Consider the following 18291-nt stretch of genomic DNA (forward strand, 5'->3'; position numbering starts at 1 on the left):
GCGACGGTCGGATCGGCCCCGGTTCCATGGAAGATGATCGTTCGCACCCGCGGACTTCAACCCGCCTCGCTCGATCGCGCCCACAGGTTGATGCCCGACTCGGTGGCGTACTTGTCGATCTCGGCCAGCTCGTCGGCCGTGAACGACGTGTTGTTCAGCGAGGCCACGTTGTTCTCGAGCTGGGCCACGCTGCTCGCGCCCAGGACGACCGAGGTCATCCGGGGGTCGCGGATGGACCAGGCGATCGCCATCTGGGCGAGGGACTGGCCGCGACGGGCGGCGATGTCGTTGAGCGCGCGGATCTTGTCGAGGTTGCCCGAGGACAGCAGGTCGGCGGACAGCGACTTGTCCTCGCTGGCCCGCGACCCTTCCGGAACGCCCTGAAGATAGCGGTTGGTCAGCATGCCCTGCGCCAACGGCGAGAACCCGATGCAACCCGCGCCGACCTCGGACAGGACGTCGAGGAGCCCGTCCTCGATCCACCGGTTCAGCATCGAGTACGACGGCTGGTGGATCAGCAGCGGCGTCCCGAGGTCGCGCAGAATCGCCGCCGCCTCGGCCGTTTTGGCCGGCGAATACGAAGATATCCCGACATACAGCGCCTTACCAGCACGAACGGCCGAAGCCAGCGCACCCATGGTCTCCTCCAGCGGAGTGGAAGGGTCCAGGCGGTGCGAGTAGAAGATGTCGACGTAGTCGAGGCCCATCCGCTTGAGCGACTGGTCGAGCGAGGCGGTCAGATACTTCCGCGACCCCCACTCCCCGTACGGCCCGGGCCACATGTCGTACCCGGCCTTGGTAGAGATGACCAGTTCGTCGCGGTACACCGCGAAATCGGCGGCCATGTGCCGGCCGAAGTTGGCCTCCGCCGAGCCGTACGGCGGCCCGTAGTTGTTGGCCAGGTCGAAGTGGGTGATGCCGAGGTCGAAGGCCCGCCGCAGGATGTCCCGCTGCGTCTCGAACGGCTTGTCGTCGCCGAAGTTGTGCCAGAGCCCGAGCGAGATCTCGGGCAGCTTGAGCCCGCTGCGCCCGGTGCGGCGGTACTCCATCGACGAGTAGCGGTCGGCAGAAGCGTCGTAGACAGACACGAAATTGTCCTCAGGGAAGAAGGGTGAGGTCGTCGGCGGAGAGCGACAGATCGACGGCGGCGGCCGAATCGATGATCGAGGCGGGGCGGGAGGCGCCCGGGATCGGGATGACCACCGGCGACTTGGCGAGGTGCCAGGCGATACATACCCGCTGCGGGCTGACTCCATGACGCTCGGCGACCGTGGCGAAGCCCTCACCCAGGTCGCCGGCCCGCCGGATGCCGCCCAGCGGCGACCAGGGCAAGAACGCAATCCCCAGTTCGTCGCAGAGCGCGAGCTCGGGCGCCGAGGAGAGGAACGACGGCGAGAACTGGTTCTGCACCGACACCAGCCGGCCGCCCAGGATCTGCTGCGCCTCGAGGATCTGCGCGGGGTTCGCGTTGGAGACACCGGCCATCCGGATCTTGCCGGCGTCCAGCAGGTCGCGGATCGCGCCGATCGAGTCGGCCCACGGCACGTGCGGGTCGGGACGGTGGTACTGGTACAGCCCGATGGTCTCGACGCCGAGCCGCTTGAGCGAGGCCTCGCAGGCCTCGAAGACGTGCGACGGCGAGCCGTCGATCGTCCAGCTGCCGTCGCCGGGGCGTACGTGCCCGGCCTTGGTGGCGACCAGCACCGACGACGTGTCGCCGCCGTAGGAGGCGAGCGCCCGCGCGATCAGCGTCTCGTTGTGCCCGACCTCGTCGGCGTGGATGTGGTAGCTGTCCGCGGTGTCGATCAGGGTGATGCCGGCGTCCAGCGCGGCGTGGATGGCGCGGATCGAGCGCTCCTCGTCGGGCCGCCCCTCGATCGACATCGGCATGCCGCCGAGACCGATGGCGCTGACCTGGACATCGCCGATACGTCGAGTTTGCATGACCACAGCCTGGTTCAAGCCCCTGCCCCCGTCCAACAGAAGAAACCGCTCGGATTCAGCACCTAGACTGCTGAATCGTGGAGCTACGTCACCTCGAGTATTTCGTCGCGGTCGCCGAGGAGCGGCATTTCACCCGGGCCGCCGAGCGGATGCGGGTGGCCCAGTCCGGATTGTCCGCCTCGATCCGGGCCCTCGAGAAAGACCTGGACGCCGAGCTGTTCGTCCGCAACACCCGCCGGGTCGAGCTGACCGACGCGGGCCGGGCGCTGCTCACCGAGGCGCACCGCACGCTGGCCAGCGCGTCGGCGGCCCGGGACGCGGTGGCTGCGGTGCGCGGGCTGCTGCGCGGGAGCCTCACGGTCGGCTCGGAGCACTGCCTCGGGGTGATCGACCTGCCGCCGGTGCTGGCGTCGTTCCGCCGGGCGCACCCGGGGGTGGAGATCCGTCTGCGCTACGCGGGCTCGGGTCAGATCGTGGAGCAGATCCGGCTGGGACGCCTCAACGTGGGCTTTGTCGCGCTTCCCGGGCCGCCGCCTGACGGCGTACGCGTCATGCCCCTCGCCACCGAGGACATGATGTTGCTCACCCACCCGGGCCACCCACTCGCTGATCTTGATGTTGTCGACGTCGACGAGATAAAGGACGAGGACTTCGTCGACTTCAGCGCGGACTGGGGCGCCCGCCGGGTGAACGATCTCGCCTTCGCCCGCGCCGACGCCGAGCGGCGGATCAGCGTCGAGGTCAACGACGTGCACACGCTGCTCGACTTCGTTCAGCAGGGGCTCGGGGTGGCGCTGGTGCCGGCCCCGGTGACCCGCAAGCCGCAGGCGAAGGGCCTGCACGCGGCGACGCTCAAGACGCAGGAGGCGTCCTGGCAGGTGTCCGTGGCCCTGCCGGCGACCCCACCCGGTCCCGCCACCACCGAACTGTTACGGCGCGCGATACCGGGCAAGATGACCCTATGAGTGAAGGACTGAACGTAGCCGTCCTCGGCGCCGGGATCATGGGCGCCGCGATGGCGAAGAACATCGCGAAGGCCGGCCACACCGTCACCGTGTGGAACCGTTCCGCGGACAAGGCGGCGGCCACCGGCCTTCCCACCGCTGCGACTCCCGCCGAGGCCGTCCGCCACGCCGATGTCGTGCTGACCATGCTCTTCGACGGCGAGACCGTGCGCGAGGTCATCGAGCAGGCCGCGAACGCGCTGCGTCCCGGCACGTACTGGATCCAGTCGACCACTTCCGCGCCCGCCGACGTCGCGAAGCTCGCCGCGGCGGCCGCCGAGCGCGGCGTGATCTTCTTCGACGCGCCCGTGCTGGGCACCCGTCAGCCGGCCGAGGCCGGGCAGCTCAGCGTGCTGGCCGCCGGCCCCGAGGACTACCGGGCCGCCGTGCAGCCGATCTTCGACGCGGTCGGCGCCCGGACCGTCTGGACCGGAACGGACGCCGCCGACGCGAGCGCCACCAAGCTCAAGCTCGTCGCCAACAGCTGGGTGCTGGCGGTGACCCACGGCGCGGCCGAGACGCTCGCGCTGGCCAAGGGGCTGGGTGTGGCGCCCGACGCGTTCTTCCAGCTGATCGAGGGCGGACCGCTGGACATGGGCTACCTGCACGCCAAGTCCCAGCTGATCCTCGAGGACCGGCTGACGCCGGCCAGCTTCGCGGTGGGCACGGCCGAGAAGGACGCCCGGCTGATCGTCGAGACCGGGCAAGACCATGGCGTACGCCTGGACGTGGCGGCCGCCGGCGCCGAGCGCTTCCGCCGGGCGGGCGAGCAGGGCCACACCGACTCCGACATGGCCGCCTCGTACTTCGCGAGCTGGGACTAGGACCGCCCGCCGGGAACGATCAGCCCCGACTGGTAGGCCGCGACGACGGCCTGCGTACGGTCGCGCGGCGCGAGCTGCCCAGGCGCACCGCCTGCGCGCCGTCGGCCGCGCTGCTCACCACAGTCGTCGCGGCGTGGTGAGCGGCCCGGCGCCTGACTGGCCGCCGCGGTGAGGTGGTGGCTGGGCAGGTTTGCCGTGGCCTGCTGCCCGGTTGCGATGGGGTTTGCCATGGCCCGGCGGCTGCCCGGTTGCGGTGAGTGCGGCCGGTCGCGCGTGGTGGGTGGCACCGCCCGGGATCCCGTCATGCGGTGGCGGCTCTCAGCGGGCAGCGCGGGCGGGCGACGCGGGACAGCAGTGCAGCAGGTGGCGTGCCACGCGGGACAGCCCGGCAGCCGCGCGCGGAGGGTGACCCACCGCGGCGCGTGGCGACTCATCGGGGACTTGGCGCAAACCCGTATCAAATGAGCAAGCGCCACCGACGCTCCTGGCGCGACCACGGCGGAAAGCGAGCACAGCGGGACCGGCGCGGCCGGCGCGGCCAAAAGCGAGGCCGGTCCCCGTTGTCGCGGCGTTACTTGACGGCGCCGGCGGTGAGGCCCGCCTGGATCTGTCGCTGGAAGATGGCGTAGACGACGATCATCGGAAGGATCGACAGGGTCAGCGCCGCGAACAGCGTCGACCATTGCGCGTGGTAGCCGGCCGACACGCTGATCTGCGCGATGCCCTGCGTGAGCAGCATCTTCTGCTCGGCGCCCGGGCCGCTGATCACCACGACCGGCAGCAGGTACTGGTTCCACTGCCCGACGATGTTGAAGATCGTGATGCTGACCAGGCCGGAGCGGGCCATCGGCATCATGATCTGGAAGAACTTGCGGGTGTGGGACGCGCCGTCGACGGTCGCGGCCTCCTCGATCTCGTACGGCAGCGTCTTGAAGAACGCGGCCAGGAAGAAGACCGTGAACGGCAGCGAGTAGGCGATGTAGACCAGCACCAAGCCGGTGTACGTGCCGAGCAGCCCCATGTTCTTGAGGATGTAGAACAGCGGGCCCAGCGCCATGAACGTCGGGAAGGCCAAGCCCGAGACGAACAGGTAGTAGATGAACCGGTTGCCGAAGAACCGGTAGCGGGCCAGCACGTACGCGGCCATCGAGCCGAGCACCATGGTGCCGGCCGTGCTCAGGATGACCACGATGACGCTGTTGAAGAAGTAGCGCCCGATGTGCGCTTCGTTCCACGCGTCGACGTACGTCTGGAAGGAGAAGCTCTGCGGCAGCGCGAACGGCTTGCCCAGGAAGATCTCGGTGTTGGTCTTGAACGACGCGAGCAGGACCCAGATGAGCGGGCCGGCCGTGACGAGCGCCCACAGGATCAGGCCGATGTGCGCGAGGCCGGTGAAGGCGTTGACATCCTTCTTGGTGCTGGGCTTGACGCCGGCGCTCTTGTGCCTGGTGTCGGGGACGACGTCGGCGCCGGGGACGCTGGTGATGTTGGTCATCTCGGTCCGCCTCTCAGGCTTCGACGGACTCGCGGCGGGTGACCCTCAGGGTCAGCGCGGCGAAGGTCAGGGTCAGGAAGAACAACACGACACCGAGCGCGGAGGCGTAACCGACCTGCGAGAACTCGAAGGTGTTGCGATAGATCATCAGGCTCAGCACCGACGAGGCGCCGTTCGGGCCGCCGCGGTCGACGGTCATGATGTTGACGAGGGCGAACGCGTCGAACGCCGCGATGCCGAGATAGACCCAGGCGACCTGGATCGTGCCCCACAGCAGCGGGATCGTGATCCGGAAGAACAGCGTGATGCGGGAGGCGCCGTCCAGCGCGGCGGCTTCGTAGATCTCCTGGGAGATCGAGCCCATGCCGGCCGAGAACAGCACCACGTAGAAGCCGATCGCCTGCCAGATCAGTACGACCAGGATGCAGGTCATCGCCCAGCGCTCGTCGGCGAGGAAGAGCCAAGGGCTCCACGACTCCGGCAACAGGCCGTTGATCATGCCGCTCTTGTCGGGGCCGAAGACCCGCTGGAAGATAACCGCGATGATCGCGAGGGCCAGCAGCTGCGGGAAGAAGAAGATGATCCGGTAGATCTTCGAGCCGTGCACGCCGCGGGTCGTGCCGCCCTTGTGGGTGCCGCCGACGTTGAGCAGGAACGCGAAGACCAGCGCGACGGCGACCGTGATCAGCGGCAGGAAGATCAGCAGGAACAGGTTGTGGCGCAGCGACTTCCAGAACAGGTCGTCGTTCCAGAGCTTCTGGAAGTTCTCGAAGCCGATGAACTTGATCGGGCCGAAGCCCGACCAGCTCGTCATCGAGAGCTGGAAGCTCTGGATGTACGCCGCGACCACGAAGGTGCAGTAGAGCGCCACCGGCACGACAAGGAAGCCGATGATGAAGGGATACTTGCCGTGCCGCATGGCGCCTACCTCTTAAAACTCAGCTACGGGTGAACTTGGTGATCGAGGAGTCCTTGGCGACGGCCTGGGAGGCCGCCTCCATCCGCTCGCAGAACTTGTTGGCGTCGCCACCCTTGAACATGAGGTCGTTGACGGCCGCGCGCGACTCGTCGTCGAGCTTCTTGTACCAGGTGTCGAACAGGTAGCCCATGAACACGTCCTTGCCGGCCTTGCCGAGCACGTCGTTCGCACTGGTCAGACCGGGCGAGATGGTCTGGCCGTCGGCCGCGCCCGCCACCACCGTAAGCGACTTGGTGAGCTTGGTGAAGCCCAGCGCCGCCTCCTTGGAGAGCATCGCGCGGATGTACTCCTTGCCGCCGGCCGGGTTCTTGCCCTTGGCCGCCGCGAAGTAGATCTCGCCGGCCGCCGCGTTGATGGCGGTCGCCGGGAGCTTGTCCGAGGCGGACACGCTCGGGTACGCCTGCACGGCGTACTCGAAGGTGGGCGGGGTGTCCTTGGCCTGCTCGTTCTCGAGCCAGGAGCCGCAGGGGTAGAACGCCAGCTTGTCCTGGTTCTGCTGCAGCTGGACCTCGGTGTGCTTGAGGCCGAGGAACGTCTTGTTGATGTACTTGGTGCCGATCTCGCCCCAGGCCTGCGCGGCCTGCTTGATCGGGTCGGCCGTCCACGCGCCGGGCTTCAGGTTGTCGATGTCCTTGAGCGCCTGCTCGGTGCCGATCTTGGCGGCGCTGGTGAGCAGGGCGCGGACCATGTAGTACGACGCGTTGGCGCCCGCGTAGCCGAACGCCGTGATGCCGGCCGCCTTGATCTGGTCGCAGAGGGCGGTGAACTCGGCCCAGGTGGTCGGGTTCTTCCAGCCCTTCGAGTCGAAGAGCTTCTTGTTGTACCAGAGGCCGAAGACGGTGAACGAGTAGTTCATCGCGAACGGCTTGCCGTCGTACGAGCCCTGCTCGACGGCGCCCGGCACCAGCGTCTCGGCGACGGTCTTGCCGGAGACGTCCCAGGACGGCGCCGCGAACAGGTCGGTCAGGTCGGCGGCCTGGCCGGCCTTGACGATCGCGCCGAAGTCCATCAGGTTCGAGCCCGAGTTGTTGATCATGTCCGGCGGGGTGCCGGCGTTGATCCGGGGCTGCACGACCGTCGAGATCTGCTCGGTCGTCGAGTACGTGATCTTGGCGTCCGGCCACTTCTTGTTGAACAGCGGGGTGTCGACGTCGGTGGCGTAGGCCGTGCCCAGACCACCGTTGAAGATGATGATCTCGACGCCCGCCTTGGGGTCGATGCCCAGCGGGTTCTCGGCCGACTTGGTGCCGGTCGACTGCTCCTGGGTCTTGTCGTCGTCACCGCCGCTGACACACGCGCTCAGCATGCCCACCGCGGGGGTGGCCATCAGACCGACGGCGGCCGCGCGACGCAGCAGCGTACGACGATCGACCTCGGCCTTGGCGAATATCTCGGTCACAGCATCTCCTCAGTGCTTGTGCTCATTGCTGGGGAACCCCGATCAGCCCTTCACAGCACCGGCGGTGAGACCGGTGGCGATGTTGCGTTGGATGATCAGGAAGAAAATCACCACCGGGATCGAGGTGATGATCGCACCGGCCATGAGAGGACCCCAGGCGGTACCGCGGGTTGTCTGGTTCTGCAGCAGCCAGGCCATCAGGTTCTGCTTGGCCGGGCTGTTGAGCGTGTTGATGATGATGAATTCGTTCCAGGCCTGGATGAACCCGTAGACGCTGGTCGCCACCAGACCGGGACCGGTCAGGGGCAGGATGATCCGCCAGAACACCTGGCCACGCGAGCAGCCGTCGATCAGAGCCGCCTCGTCGAGCTCGCGGGGAATCCCGGAAATGAAGCCACGCAGTGTCCACACGGTATAGGGCAAGATCAGGACCAAGTAGGTGATACTCACACCGATCAGACTGTTGGTCAAGTTTGCGCTCTGCAGCATCAGGAACAGCGGGATCAGCAGCGCGAGCAGCGGCACCAGCTGCACGCCCAGGACGACCAGGATGATCGCCTTGCGGCCGTAGAAGTTGAACCGGGCGATCGCGAGCGAGGCCAGGAAGCCGACCACGAGCGCGCCGGCCACCGCCAGCAGCGTGACGATCAGGCCGTTGAGCATGTTCTGCAGGAACAGCGGCGCGTGGAAGGCCGACTTGAAGTTGTCGAAGGTCGGGTGCTCCGGCACGAAGGTCGGCGTCAGCGCCAGCACCTCGTTGGCGGGCTTGAACGCGGTGTTGAGCACCCAGTAGACCGGGAACAGCATGAGCAGCGAGAAGATCACGCCGATGGCGTTGGCGGCGATCGTGCCGCCGCGGCTGCGGCCGACGGTCACCACGCCGTCATCGGCCCGCTTTCGTGTGCGTACCGCGGGGGCGCCCGGAGTCGTGGCGACCATCAGTCCACCTCCCCGATCTTGAACATCTGCCGGATGTAGAAGGCCATCACACCGAGCATCAGCAGCACGGTGATCACCGAGATCGCCGAGCCGAGGCTGTAGCGGGACTGGCCGAACGCCTGCGTGTACGAGTAGGTCGCCAGGGTCTGGAACTGCGGCTCCGGGTGGCCGTCGCGCAGCGCCCAGTTCTGGGTGAACAGCCCGAAGTCCCAGATCACCGACAGCGTCGTCACGATCGTCAGCAACGGCTTGAGGATCGGCAACGTGATGTTGCGCAGCACCTGCCAGGGCGACGCGCCGTCCATCGTGGCCGCCTCGATGAGCTCCTTCGGCACCTGCGTGAGCCCGGCGTTCAGGGTGATCGCGAGGAACGGGATGCCGGCCCAGACCACCAGCGTGGTGATGACCGACCAGCCCTGCCACGGGTTCACGAACCAGCTGTGGTTCTGGTAGTCCACCCCGGGCAGCAGGTCGATCAGGTAGTTGAGGACGCCGAAGTCGGAGTCGGTGATCCAGCGGAAGGCCTGGGCCGCGACCAGCTGCGGCATGGCCCAGACGAACATCATCGCGACGATCATGAAGAGGCGTACGCCGCGGGCGACGCGGCGCATCAGCAGCGCGATCCCGAGCCCGATGACGACCGAGACGGTCACGGCGACCACGGTGAACGCGACGGTACGGCCGACCACGGTCCAGAAGACCGAGTCGGTGAGGACCTTGGTGTAGTTGTCGAAGCCGACCCACGGTGGCGTGCGCCCACTGATCAGCTCGCGCAGTCGCATGTTCTGGAAGGACAGCACGACCATCCGCACCAGCGGATAACCGAGCAGCCCGGCGAGCAGCAGCAGGGTGGGGATGGAGAGCAGCCAGGGAAGGCCGGCGGTCTGACGGCGGCGCGGCCGGTTCGCGCGGCCGGGGGCACGGTGCGGTGTGGACCCGCCCGTCCGGCGGGTCGCCGGGGTTTCGACGACGGACATCAACAATCCTTCTCGTTTTGCTGCCGCCCGCCCCTGTCGTCAGGGGCGGGCGGCTGCATCTAAAAAGTCAGCTCTCGTTGAGCGTCGTGTTGATCTGGTCGTCGGCCCACTTGGCGCCGTCGGCCACGGACTTCTTGCCGGTCAGGATGTCGGTGAGCATCGTCTGCAAGACGTTGCCCTTCTCGACGTCCGCCCACTTCTCGGCATTCGGGGTGAACCAGCTGCTCTTCGCGGCGAGAGCGGCCGGGGCGATGGTCGGGTTGTCGGTCGCGGCCTTGTCCAGCAGCGCGGTGGAGTTCGGCAGCGCGTTGGCCTTGATCAGGCCGGCCATCGAGGTGCTGTCGGTGAAGTACTTGATCCACTGCGCAGCCAGCTCCTTGTTCTGGCTCTTCGTTGCGACGCCGAGGTTGGAGCCGCCGAGGAAGGACGGGACGTCGGGCATCGGCGCGGCGGCCAGCTTGCCCTTGACCTTGGTGTCGACCAGCGGGGAGTTCGGGTCGTTCGGGTCCTTCTTCACCTGCTCCGCGGCGCCCTGCTCCCAGGCGTTGCCGTAGAACATGCCGGCCTGGCCCTGGGCGAAGATGCCGGCCTGGTCGTTCTCGTTCTTGGTGGGGTCGGCCTTCGAGTACTTCTTGACCATGTCGACCCACTTCTGCAGGCCCGCGATCGAGGACGGCTGCGAGAGCTGGCCGGCCCACTTGTCGCCGTCCTGCTTGGCGATCTCGCCGCCGGACGCCTTGACCCAGGACATCGCCGCGTACCAGTACTGGCCCGGCATGTAGACGGCGCCGAACTTCGCTTCCGCCTTCTGCGCGGCCTGCAGCTTGTCCGCGTCGGCCAGGAACTCGTCGTACGTCTTCGGTGCGTCGGCGATGCCGGCCTTCTTGAACAGGTCGGTGCGGTAGATCAGCACCCGGGCGCCGGCGTAGTAGGGCACGCAGTACGTCTGGCCCTCGAAGTCGCAGGCGCCCTTGAGGCCCTGGAGCCAGCTGCTCGAGTTCTCGTAGTCGGCCGGGTTGATCGCCGCGAACGCCTGCGAGAACACGTACTTCGGGAACTCGGTGTTGCCGAGCTCGATCACGTCCGGCACGTCGGTGCCGGCCAGTGTGGCGTCGAGCTTGGTGAGGTGGTTCGCCCACTGCTGGTACTCGACCTGCACCTGGGCGCCGGTCGCGTCGCTGAACCGCTTGGACGCGTCGTCGACCACGCCCTTCCAGGCGCTCTGCGCGTCGACCATCAGCCAGACCTTGATGGTCTTGCCCTTGCCGTCGACCGGGCCGGAAGCGGACGTCGTGGGGGAGTCATCGTCGTTGGAGCCGCAGGCGGCGGCGCCGAGCAGCGTTGCGGCGATTGCCGCCGCTGCCACGATCTTGCGCTTCACGCTTCCTCCATATATGAGAAATCAGGGATTTTTATTCCGTTTATGGGCGGTGGTGGGGTGGTTGGACGGGTCATGACGAATGCCCGTCCTTGGCGGCCTTGTGGCCGTGGACGGCTTGAGCGGTTACCTGAAAGGCCGCGTGCGAACGTTCGTGGGTCCGCTGCGCGACCGCGACATAGAGAAGATCGAGAACGACCAGCTGCGGATGCCGCGCGCTGAGCGCATCCGGCCGGAACGTCGTCGCCTGGGTTGCGGTGAGCAGAACGATGTCGGCGAGCTCGGCGAGCGGTGACTTCGGGAAGCTGGTCAGGGCGATCGTCGTCGCCCCTCGGCTGCTCGCCTCGGCCAGGAGCTCGATCGTCTCGCCGGTCTCGCCCGAGTGCGAGATGCCGAGCGCGACGTCGCCGGGCCGGGACAGAGCGGCGCTCGCCAGGCCGTTGTGCACGTCGGTCCAGGCCCACACCGGTACGCCGATGCGGTGCAGGCTGAACTGCATCTCCTCGCCGACCAGCGCGCTCCCGCTGGCGCCGAAGATGTTGACCCGGGGCGCCACCGCGATCGCCACCGCGGCCCGCTCCACCTCGGCGAGGTCGAGCAGCGCGGCGGTGTCGTGCATCGCCCGGGTGTCGGCCGCCATGATCTGCCCGAGAACCCGCGCGAGCGGATCGCCGGGCTGGATCTCACGGCCGATGTCCACCGTCCAGCCGGCGCTTCTCGCACGGCCCGTCTCGGCCGCGATCCCGAGCCGCAGATCGGCGTATCCGTCGAAGCCGAGCGCGCGGCAGAACCGGGTGACGGTTGCCGGTGAGGTGCCGCTGCGCTCGGCGAGCTCGACGATGGTGGCACGCGAGGCCCTCGCCGGGTCGGTGAGCACCTGCTCGGCCACCCGCCGGAGCGCGCCGGTGAATTCCGGCAGCAGCGAGCGGACCCGCAGGAGCACCCCGTCCGACGGCTGGCCCTGATCGGCGACCAGGGAGTCGACGACCGCGGTCGCCGCGGCGCCGTCCATCTCTGGCTCGCTCATTGGCCACCCTTTCAGGAAGGACTGTTTACTGTCGCGGTAAAAGTTCTTACTAAATGGCCCTCCGTGTCAAGACCGTGGGCGAAGTTTTCAAACCGTTACCTGACCTGCGCTGATGAACGCGTGTTACGACGGGAGCGCTTGACCGCCATCGATCCGGAAATGTTCTTTACGACGTGACCGCCGTCACCTGGACGGTTACATGCCGGTTTGTGGTAGCCGCTTCGGCCCGTCGACGCACGCCGTTCGACCCATGGCCGATAGCCCGTTCAGCCGACCTCGCGAACGGTTCGTAACACTGAGGAAGCCCCCAGAAACAAGATCAAAACTTTTACCGTACGGCGTGGGAGCGTTCCCGCCGATGCGGTCCGCACCCGCGGTCGCGGGCCGCTGGTTGCATCCTCGCGCTGGTCACCCGGCCGCCGGGCCATGCCGCCGGCGCCTTGGCGGCGCCGTCGGCGTCACCCTGCGCCAGACATGAAGCGGCCCGCGACCGTTCACTCACCGTGGTCGCGGGCCGTACCAGCGCTGTGTGGACCCTCAGGCGGACTCGCGGATCGCCTCGATGAAGGCCTCGGAGCGGTGTTCGAAGTTGCGGTATCTGCCATAGCTGGGCGCCGCGGGGGACAGCAGCACCACGCCGCCCTCGGGCGTCAGCTCGCGCGAGAGGCGGACGGCGGCGGGAAGGTCCTCGGCGATCTCCGTCCGCACTCCGGGCAGCCCGGCCAGCGCCTCGATGATGCGCGGGCCCGAGTCGGGAATGCCGATCACCGTGAGTTCGCGGCCGGTGAGGAACTCGCGTAGCGGAGCGTAGTCGAGGCCGCGGTCGGTGCCGCCGACCAGCACGGTGAGCGGGCGGCTCGCGTACGCGTCGATGGCATGGATCGTGGCGTACGGGCTCGTCGAGAGCGTGTCGTCGACGAAGGTCAGCCCGGACTTGTCCTCGATCTCGGCGAGCCGGTGCGGCAGCCCCTCGAACGACTCGACCGCCGCCTGCAGCTCGTCCTTCATCCCGGGGATGTCGACGCCGAGGCCGTCCAGCACGGCCATCGCCACGCACAGGTTGCGGCCGTTGTGCGCGCCCTTGAGGTGCAGCGCCTCCCGATGGAACAGCGGCTCGTCGGAGCACATGATCCACTCGTCCTCGACGCGGAAGCGCGAGTCGTCGGCGCCGGCCGGGATCGGCGGGAAGCCGTTGAGGTCGCAGAGGCCCCGGATCTCGTCGCGCAGCCGCAGGTCGGCGCCGTTCACCACGATCATCTCGGGGCCGTGCCGCAGCAGGTTGAGCTTGTCGCGGTAGTACTCCTTCTCTCCCCCATGCGCGTCGAGGTGCTCGGGGAAGAGCGAGGTCACCACGGCGACCCGCGGCGAGTCGACCAGGTCGGCGCACTGGTAGCTGGAGAGCTCCAGCACGTACAGCGCCGCCGTGGGCAGGTCGAGCAGCGGCACACCGATGTTGCCGCCGAAGACGTTGGGCCGCCCGACGGCGGCCAGCAGGTGGCTGACGAGGCTCGAGGTGGTGCTCTTGCCCTTGCTGCCGGTGACGCCGATGGTTCGCGCTGCGTGATCGGCCATCCAGAGGGCGCTACCCCCGGTGATCGTCACGCCGCGCTCGCGCAGCTCCTTCATCCACGGGTGCGTCTGCGGCACGCCGGGCGAGCGCACGACCACGTCGGCGGTGACGAGGGCCGGGAAGGCGTGGTCTCCCCCGGCGAGCGGCGCGAGGGCGGCGAGCTCACCCTCCCAGGGGATGGAGAGGAAATTGGCGCTGTCGTCGACCGCGATGAGACGGGACGGCTTGTGCGCGGCGATCGCGGTCACGGCCGCGCGACCCTCCCGCCCGGTGCCCCAGACCGCCACCGACCGGCCGTTCAGGTCTGCCACACGCACGTCGCATCCTCCTCGTCGAGTCGCACTAGTATTGCCGGTCGGTCACACGTCAGGAGTTTTGGGTGCGGTTCGACGTCATGCGCTTTCCCTCGTACGCGTTCGACCCGCGGACGGGGGTCGCTACGTTCGACTACCTGCTCGACGGCCCGTCGCCGTTGTCGTTCACCGAGACCATCACGTTCCCGGTGGCCGACCGCCCGGTTCCCGAGGCGTTCCACCGCGTGCTCGACCTGCTGCACGTCGTCGCCGGGGTGAGCTACTACAAGGTCGGCGCCCCCGCCCGCGTCGTCGCGCCGTCGCCGGTCCCCCGGGCCGCCGCCGACTACTTCACCGCCATCTACACCCACGGCATGGCCGAGTACGCCTACCGCAACCAGCTCCCGCACGTCCTGGAGCAGACCGTCGAGGTGCCGGGCGAGTCGGCGGACGCCGCCCCGGTCGACAACTCGCTGGGCCGCCCGCTGTCGGCGGTCGGCGGCGGCAAGGACTCGATCGTCACGCTCGAGATCCTGCGCGCGGCCGGCCTCGACCCGGTCCCCTTCTCGGTCAACCCCAACCCCGTCATCACGGCGGTCAACGCGGCCTCCGGCCTGCCGGCCCTGGCCGCCCGCCGCCGGCTCGACCCGCTGCTGTTCGAGCTCAACAAGGCCGGCGCGCTCAACGGCCACATCCCGGTCACCGCGATCAACTCGCTGATCGCGATCGCCACCGCCGCCTGGCACGGGCTCGGCCCGGTCGTGATGTCCAACGAGCGCTCGGCCAGCGACCCCAACCTGATCTGGAACGGTCACGAGATCAACCACCAGTGGTCGAAGGGCGTGGCCGCCGAAGGGCTGCTGCGCGGGGCGGTCATCGCGCACAGCGGGCTCACGGAGCCGTACTTCTCGCTGCTGCGCTCTCTGTCGGAGCTGCACATCGCCCAGCTGTTCGCCCGGCACGACGCCTACGACGACGTCGTGACCAGTTGCAACAAGGCGTTCAAGCTGCACGACCCGACCGCGCGGTGGTGCGGCGACTGTCCGAAATGCCGCTTCGTGTACCTGGCGATGGCGCCCGCGATGCCGCGCGAGCGGCTCAACCACATCTTCGGCCACGACCTGTTCGGCGACACCGCCCAGGTGCCCGGCTTCCTCGAGCTGCTCGGCATCGACGCGCACAAGCCCTTCGAGTGCGTCGGCGAGGTCGAGGAATCGCTGGTCGCGCTGTCGATGCTGACCGACGACGCGCCGGTGCTGGTCGCGCTGCGCGCCGCGGTGCCGCCGTCCGCGTGGGCCGAGGCCTCCCGCGAGGCGGTCCTCACCCCCGGCGGCGAGACGTTCGTGCCCGAGGCGTACGCGAAGGTTCTGGGCTCTTCGCTCTGATCCGCGCCTACTCGGGCGCGTCGTGATGGATCTGGTCGGGGGTCACGCCCAGCAGCCGCAGTGCCGCGCTGGTAGCGGCCAGCATCAGCGGCGGCCCGGCCAGGTAGACCTCGTGCCGTGACCATTCGCCGTAGGCGGCGACCGCGTCGGTGACCAGGCCGGACGCGTACGGCCCGGGGTCGCCCTCGGAGACGACCGGCACCACCGTGGCCCGCTTCGCCGAGCGGGCGATCTCAGCGATCTCCTCGATGTCGTAGAGCTCGGTGAGATCCCGCACGCCCCAGAAGAGCACCGCCGACCGCGCGTCGCCGGTGTCCGCGAGCTCGGCCAGGAGCGCCTTGAGCGGGGCCACCCCGGTGTCCCCCGCGATCATCAGCAGGTTGCGGTCGGGGCGGTCGGGCAGCCCCATCTCACCCTCGGCCCGGCCGATCCGCACCTCGTCCCCGACCTGGGTGTGGTGCACGAGGGTCCCGCTCACGCCCGTCTCGGTCTTGGCCCGCACGTGCAGCTCGACCAGATCGTCCCGGCGCGGCGCCCCGGCCAGCGAGTACGGCCGCCAGACCCCCGGCACCCGATCCACCTGGATCCGCGCGAACTGGCCCGGCCGGAACGGCATGGGGAGGTACGGCCGCAGCTTGACGACGGCCAGATCCGGGCGCCGCAGCTCGTGCGAGACGACCTGCGCGGTCCAGACCGGCGGCTCGTAGCCGGCCGTGGCCTCGCCGTGCAGGATCCACTCGTAGAGGTGCTGCCAGGTGGAGCGCCAGGCCACCTCGAATTCCTGGCGCCACTCCCCCGCGCCGGAGCCGGCCCGGATGGCTTCGGCGAGCGCCGCGCCGGCGAACTGGAGTTGTCCGGGCTCCACACCGCAGGCGGCGAGCGCTCCGCCGAGACGGGCGCTGCCGCCGACCAGCACGGGCGGCTGGTCGAGGTGGTCGACGAGCCAGGTGAGCCCTTCGGCCAGCCGCTCGGTCTGGGTCGCGGCGTTGCCGGGCAAGGCGGAGAACAAGGCCGGGCTGGCCGCCAGCAGCGCCTCGCGCAGGCGGGTGGCCACGGCGGCGGCGCCGCCGGCGAAGGCGAGGCTCTCCCGCAGGAGGCGCTGGGTCTGCTGGAGCAGCGCGTCGTCGGCGGGGTCCATGCCGTCCACGGCCGGCGTCCGCCCCGGGGCGGCGACCATCGGCGGCGTCATGCCCTCGAGCCGGGGATGGCGCGCGCCGGTGGCGTCGAAGCTTCCCGGCTCGGCCGCGGCCCAGCGTGGGCGCCCCAGCCCGCCGTCGGGCCGTTGTTTGTCGGTGGGGGCGGGCTCGAGTGCCGTCGTTCCGGCCTGCTCCGGCTCCGGCGGGGTCAGCTCGATGCCCGGCTCTGGTCGGACCGGCGTGAGGCCGGCGAAGCGATTGCGGCTCAGCTGGCCGGCCCGTTCCTCGACGTCGTACTCGTCCTCGCCCGTCCCGAGCTCGCGCGGCCGCAGCAATGAGCCCTGATCAAAGAATGACCGGCCACCCACGCCAGGGGATTTTTCCCCTGCGACGCCCATATCGGATTCGTCGGTTTCGCCCAGATCGCCGGATGCCGGCTCGACAGCCTCGCCTCTGGACGCCGGCTCCACATCGCTCGCCGCCCAGCCCGGCCGCACCACCGCCGGCCCAGCCTCCAACTCGGTCCGCTGCGGTGCAGCCGGAAGCGCTTCGTGCATCTCTGCAGCCGACTGATTCCCCGCAGGCTTGTCTCCCGCAGACCTATCGCCTGTAGGTCGCCCGCCGAGTTCCTCCGGCGAGGTCAGCGCCGCCGCCGCGTCCGCAGCCCCCGCGGCCACCGCGTCCGGCGCGGCCTGCCGCAGCCGAATCGCGCGAAGCAGCGCCAGCAGGTGCTGATCCGCCCCCGAACCCGAGCTCGATCCGGACGACACAGCCACACCCCCGCTCAGCGGATCACGCGAACAGTACAACCGTACTGCCGCGCCGGGCCCTTCGTCCTCCTACCCACCCACGACCGGATCACGCTCGGCTAAGCGCCACCCACGACCGGCTCACGCCCGCTCGTGCGCCACTACGAGACCGGATCACGCCCGCCCGAGCGCCGCCATGGCCGCCCGAGCCTGCCCGTTCGGGTCGTCCCCGATCGGCCGCAGCACCACCGTCGCCGCCCCTGCCTCGTGCAGCGCCGCGACCTGCGCCGGAATACCCTTGGCCGGCCCGAACAGCCCGAACACGTCCGCCGGCGCCACGCCCAGCCACTCCGCCTGCCCGGCGACAACCTCCCGCACGGCAGCCGCGGCCCGAGTCGCGTCGTCGTCCACGTGCAGGAACGCGAACACGATCAGCTCGTGCCCCGGCCGGTCCCCCGCCGCGCGCCCGCGGCCGATGTGCTCGAGCGCCGAGACGACCTCCGCCGGCCCCGCCCCCTCGGCCAGGATCGTCCCGTCCGCGACCCGCCCCGAGAGCTCCAGCGACTTCGGCCGCACCACTCCCGTGACGATCGGCGGCGGCTCCGCCGGCGGGTGCACCAGCCGTAGTCCGTCGACGGTCACCTCCCGCCCGTGCAGGACCACTTCGTCGCCGTCGAGCAGCCCGCGCACCGCGACGATCGTCTCCTCGAGCAGCGCCAGCTTCCGCGTCGTCTCGGCGCCCACCTTGCGCATCCATTCCGGTACGCCGTGGCCCACACCCGCCACCAGCCGCCCCGGATGCACCCGCGCCAGGTTGCCCATCTCCATGGCGAGCAAAGCCGGATTGCGCAACGCCACCGGCGCGATCCCCAGCCCGACCCGCAGCCGCTCGGTGGCCGCGAGCGCCAGCGCCGCCGAGCTGATCGACCCGGTCCACCCGAGGTCCTCGACGACCCAGAGATCGTCCGCGCCGATCGCCTCGAGTTCCGCGGCGAACCCGGTCAACTCCTCGGGCGCGCGCCCCCGGTCGAACATGAACCCGACCCGTGGCGCCAATTGATCTCCCGTCACGCGCTCACCCTAGCCGTCGCTACGATCCGCTCTTACCGTTGCGCTCCCTGAGGTGATTGACAGCCCCGGGAGCCTTTTGACAAGATCTCGGGGCACCTTCACGCATCAGCGCGTGGGGTAA

At 69.2% G+C, this 18291-nt stretch carries 16 protein-coding genes; 3 read left to right on the forward strand and 13 right to left on the reverse strand.

Annotated elements, in window-relative coordinates; all coding sequences use genetic code 11:
* Window positions 1–56 precede the first annotated feature (56 nt).
* Window positions 57–1049 carry an L-glyceraldehyde 3-phosphate reductase gene (gene mgrA, locus ACIA5D_RS31795; protein ID WP_396034192.1) on the reverse strand — a complete coding sequence of 331 codons (993 nt, stop codon included), beginning with the start codon at window positions 1047–1049 and terminating at the stop codon, window positions 57–59.
* Between the two features lie 49 nt (window positions 1050–1098).
* The gene (locus tag ACIA5D_RS31800) at window positions 1099–1944 is read right to left on the reverse strand and encodes an aldo/keto reductase (RefSeq protein ID WP_396034041.1); all 846 of its coding nucleotides are present in this window, start codon (window positions 1942–1944) and stop codon (window positions 1099–1101) included.
* Between the two features lie 77 nt (window positions 1945–2021).
* Here ACIA5D_RS31800 and ACIA5D_RS31805 point away from each other — a divergent pair, with 77 nt between their 5' ends.
* The gene (locus ACIA5D_RS31805) at window positions 2022–2909 is read left to right on the forward strand and encodes a LysR family transcriptional regulator (protein WP_396034042.1); all 888 of its coding nucleotides are present in this window, start codon (window positions 2022–2024) and stop codon (window positions 2907–2909) included.
* Entirely contained in the window at window positions 2906–3772 is an 867-nt protein-coding gene (locus ACIA5D_RS31810; RefSeq protein ID WP_396034043.1) for an NAD(P)-dependent oxidoreductase, read from the forward strand. The genes ACIA5D_RS31805 and ACIA5D_RS31810 overlap by 4 nt, the downstream gene beginning before the upstream one ends.
* Here ACIA5D_RS31810 and ACIA5D_RS31815 read toward each other — a convergent pair.
* The 9 genes from ACIA5D_RS31815 to murD form a co-directional block, all read right to left on the reverse strand.
* A complete protein-coding gene (locus ACIA5D_RS31815) occupies window positions 3769–4002 on the reverse strand; it encodes a hypothetical protein (RefSeq protein WP_396034044.1) in 234 nt (77 codons plus the stop codon). The genes ACIA5D_RS31810 and ACIA5D_RS31815 overlap by 4 nt on opposite strands.
* Before the next feature lie 341 nt (window positions 4003–4343).
* A complete protein-coding gene (locus ACIA5D_RS31820; RefSeq protein WP_396034045.1) occupies window positions 4344–5267 on the reverse strand; it encodes a carbohydrate ABC transporter permease in 924 nt (307 codons plus the stop codon).
* A 13-nt stretch (window positions 5268–5280) separates the two neighbouring features.
* The gene (locus tag ACIA5D_RS31825) at window positions 5281–6186 is read right to left on the reverse strand and encodes a carbohydrate ABC transporter permease (protein ID WP_396034046.1); all 906 of its coding nucleotides are present in this window, start codon (window positions 6184–6186) and stop codon (window positions 5281–5283) included.
* Window positions 6187–6205: 19 nt separating this feature from the next.
* A complete protein-coding gene (gene ngcE, locus ACIA5D_RS31830; protein WP_396034047.1) occupies window positions 6206–7645 on the reverse strand; it encodes an N-acetylglucosamine/diacetylchitobiose ABC transporter substrate-binding protein in 1440 nt (479 codons plus the stop codon).
* A 42-nt stretch (window positions 7646–7687) separates the two neighbouring features.
* The gene (locus ACIA5D_RS31835) at window positions 7688–8584 is read right to left on the reverse strand and encodes a carbohydrate ABC transporter permease (RefSeq protein WP_396034048.1); all 897 of its coding nucleotides are present in this window, start codon (window positions 8582–8584) and stop codon (window positions 7688–7690) included.
* Window positions 8584–9561 (reverse strand): carbohydrate ABC transporter permease, encoded by a 978-nt coding sequence (locus ACIA5D_RS31840; RefSeq protein WP_396034049.1) that lies wholly within the window; start codon window positions 9559–9561, stop codon window positions 8584–8586. Before ACIA5D_RS31840 ends, ACIA5D_RS31835 begins: the two co-directional genes overlap by 1 nt.
* Window positions 9562–9628: 67 nt before the next feature.
* Entirely contained in the window at window positions 9629–10942 is a 1314-nt protein-coding gene (locus tag ACIA5D_RS31845; protein ID WP_396034050.1) for an extracellular solute-binding protein, read from the reverse strand.
* 70 nt (window positions 10943–11012) lie between these two features.
* Window positions 11013–11966, reverse strand: a complete 954-nt coding sequence (locus ACIA5D_RS31850; RefSeq protein ID WP_396034051.1) for a MurR/RpiR family transcriptional regulator — start codon at window positions 11964–11966, stop codon at window positions 11013–11015.
* Between the two features lie 537 nt (window positions 11967–12503).
* Entirely contained in the window at window positions 12504–13853 is a 1350-nt protein-coding gene (murD, locus tag ACIA5D_RS31855) for a UDP-N-acetylmuramoyl-L-alanine--D-glutamate ligase (RefSeq protein ID WP_396034052.1), read from the reverse strand.
* A gap of 77 nt (window positions 13854–13930) precedes the next feature.
* Here murD and ACIA5D_RS31860 point away from each other — a divergent pair, with 77 nt between their 5' ends.
* Window positions 13931–15214 carry a hypothetical protein gene (locus ACIA5D_RS31860; RefSeq protein ID WP_396034193.1) on the forward strand — a complete coding sequence of 428 codons (1284 nt, stop codon included), beginning with the start codon at window positions 13931–13933 and terminating at the stop codon, window positions 15212–15214.
* Between the two features lie 7 nt (window positions 15215–15221).
* Here the strand turns inward: ACIA5D_RS31860 and ACIA5D_RS31865 are convergent, their stop codons facing one another.
* The gene (locus ACIA5D_RS31865) at window positions 15222–16718 is read right to left on the reverse strand and encodes a globin (protein WP_396034053.1); all 1497 of its coding nucleotides are present in this window, start codon (window positions 16716–16718) and stop codon (window positions 15222–15224) included.
* Window positions 16719–17273: 555 nt separating this feature from the next.
* The gene (locus ACIA5D_RS31870) at window positions 17274–18170 is read right to left on the reverse strand and encodes an LLM class flavin-dependent oxidoreductase (RefSeq protein ID WP_396034054.1); all 897 of its coding nucleotides are present in this window, start codon (window positions 18168–18170) and stop codon (window positions 17274–17276) included.
* Window positions 18171–18291: the final 121 nt, after the last annotated feature.

It is taken from the genome of Actinoplanes sp. NPDC051513 (assembly GCF_044454685.1).
Classification (GTDB): domain Bacteria; phylum Actinomycetota; class Actinomycetes; order Mycobacteriales; family Micromonosporaceae; genus Actinoplanes.

Bases quoted from the DNA above. Each gene is read 5' to 3' on its own strand.
- mgrA (WP_396034192.1), bottom strand. From the start codon at position 1,049: ATGGAGTACCGCCGCACCGGGCGCAGCGGGCTCAAGCTGCCCGAGATC.
- ACIA5D_RS31800 (WP_396034041.1), bottom strand. From the start codon at position 1,944: ATGCAAACTCGACGTATCGGCGATGTCCAGGTCAGCGCCATCGGTCTC.
- ACIA5D_RS31810 (WP_396034043.1), top strand. From the start codon at position 2,906: ATGAGTGAAGGACTGAACGTAGCCGTCCTCGGCGCCGGGATCATGGGC.
- ACIA5D_RS31815 (WP_396034044.1), bottom strand. From the start codon at position 4,002: ATGGCAAACCCCATCGCAACCGGGCAGCAGGCCACGGCAAACCTGCCC.
- ACIA5D_RS31820 (WP_396034045.1), bottom strand. From the start codon at position 5,267: ATGACCAACATCACCAGCGTCCCCGGCGCCGACGTCGTCCCCGACACC.
- ACIA5D_RS31825 (WP_396034046.1), bottom strand. From the start codon at position 6,186: ATGCGGCACGGCAAGTATCCCTTCATCATCGGCTTCCTTGTCGTGCCG.
- ACIA5D_RS31835 (WP_396034048.1), bottom strand. From the start codon at position 8,584: ATGGTCGCCACGACTCCGGGCGCCCCCGCGGTACGCACACGAAAGCGG.
- ACIA5D_RS31840 (WP_396034049.1), bottom strand. From the start codon at position 9,561: ATGTCCGTCGTCGAAACCCCGGCGACCCGCCGGACGGGCGGGTCCACA.
- ACIA5D_RS31850 (WP_396034051.1), bottom strand. From the start codon at position 11,966: ATGAGCGAGCCAGAGATGGACGGCGCCGCGGCGACCGCGGTCGTCGAC.
- ACIA5D_RS31860 (WP_396034193.1), top strand. From the start codon at position 13,931: ATGCGCTTTCCCTCGTACGCGTTCGACCCGCGGACGGGGGTCGCTACG.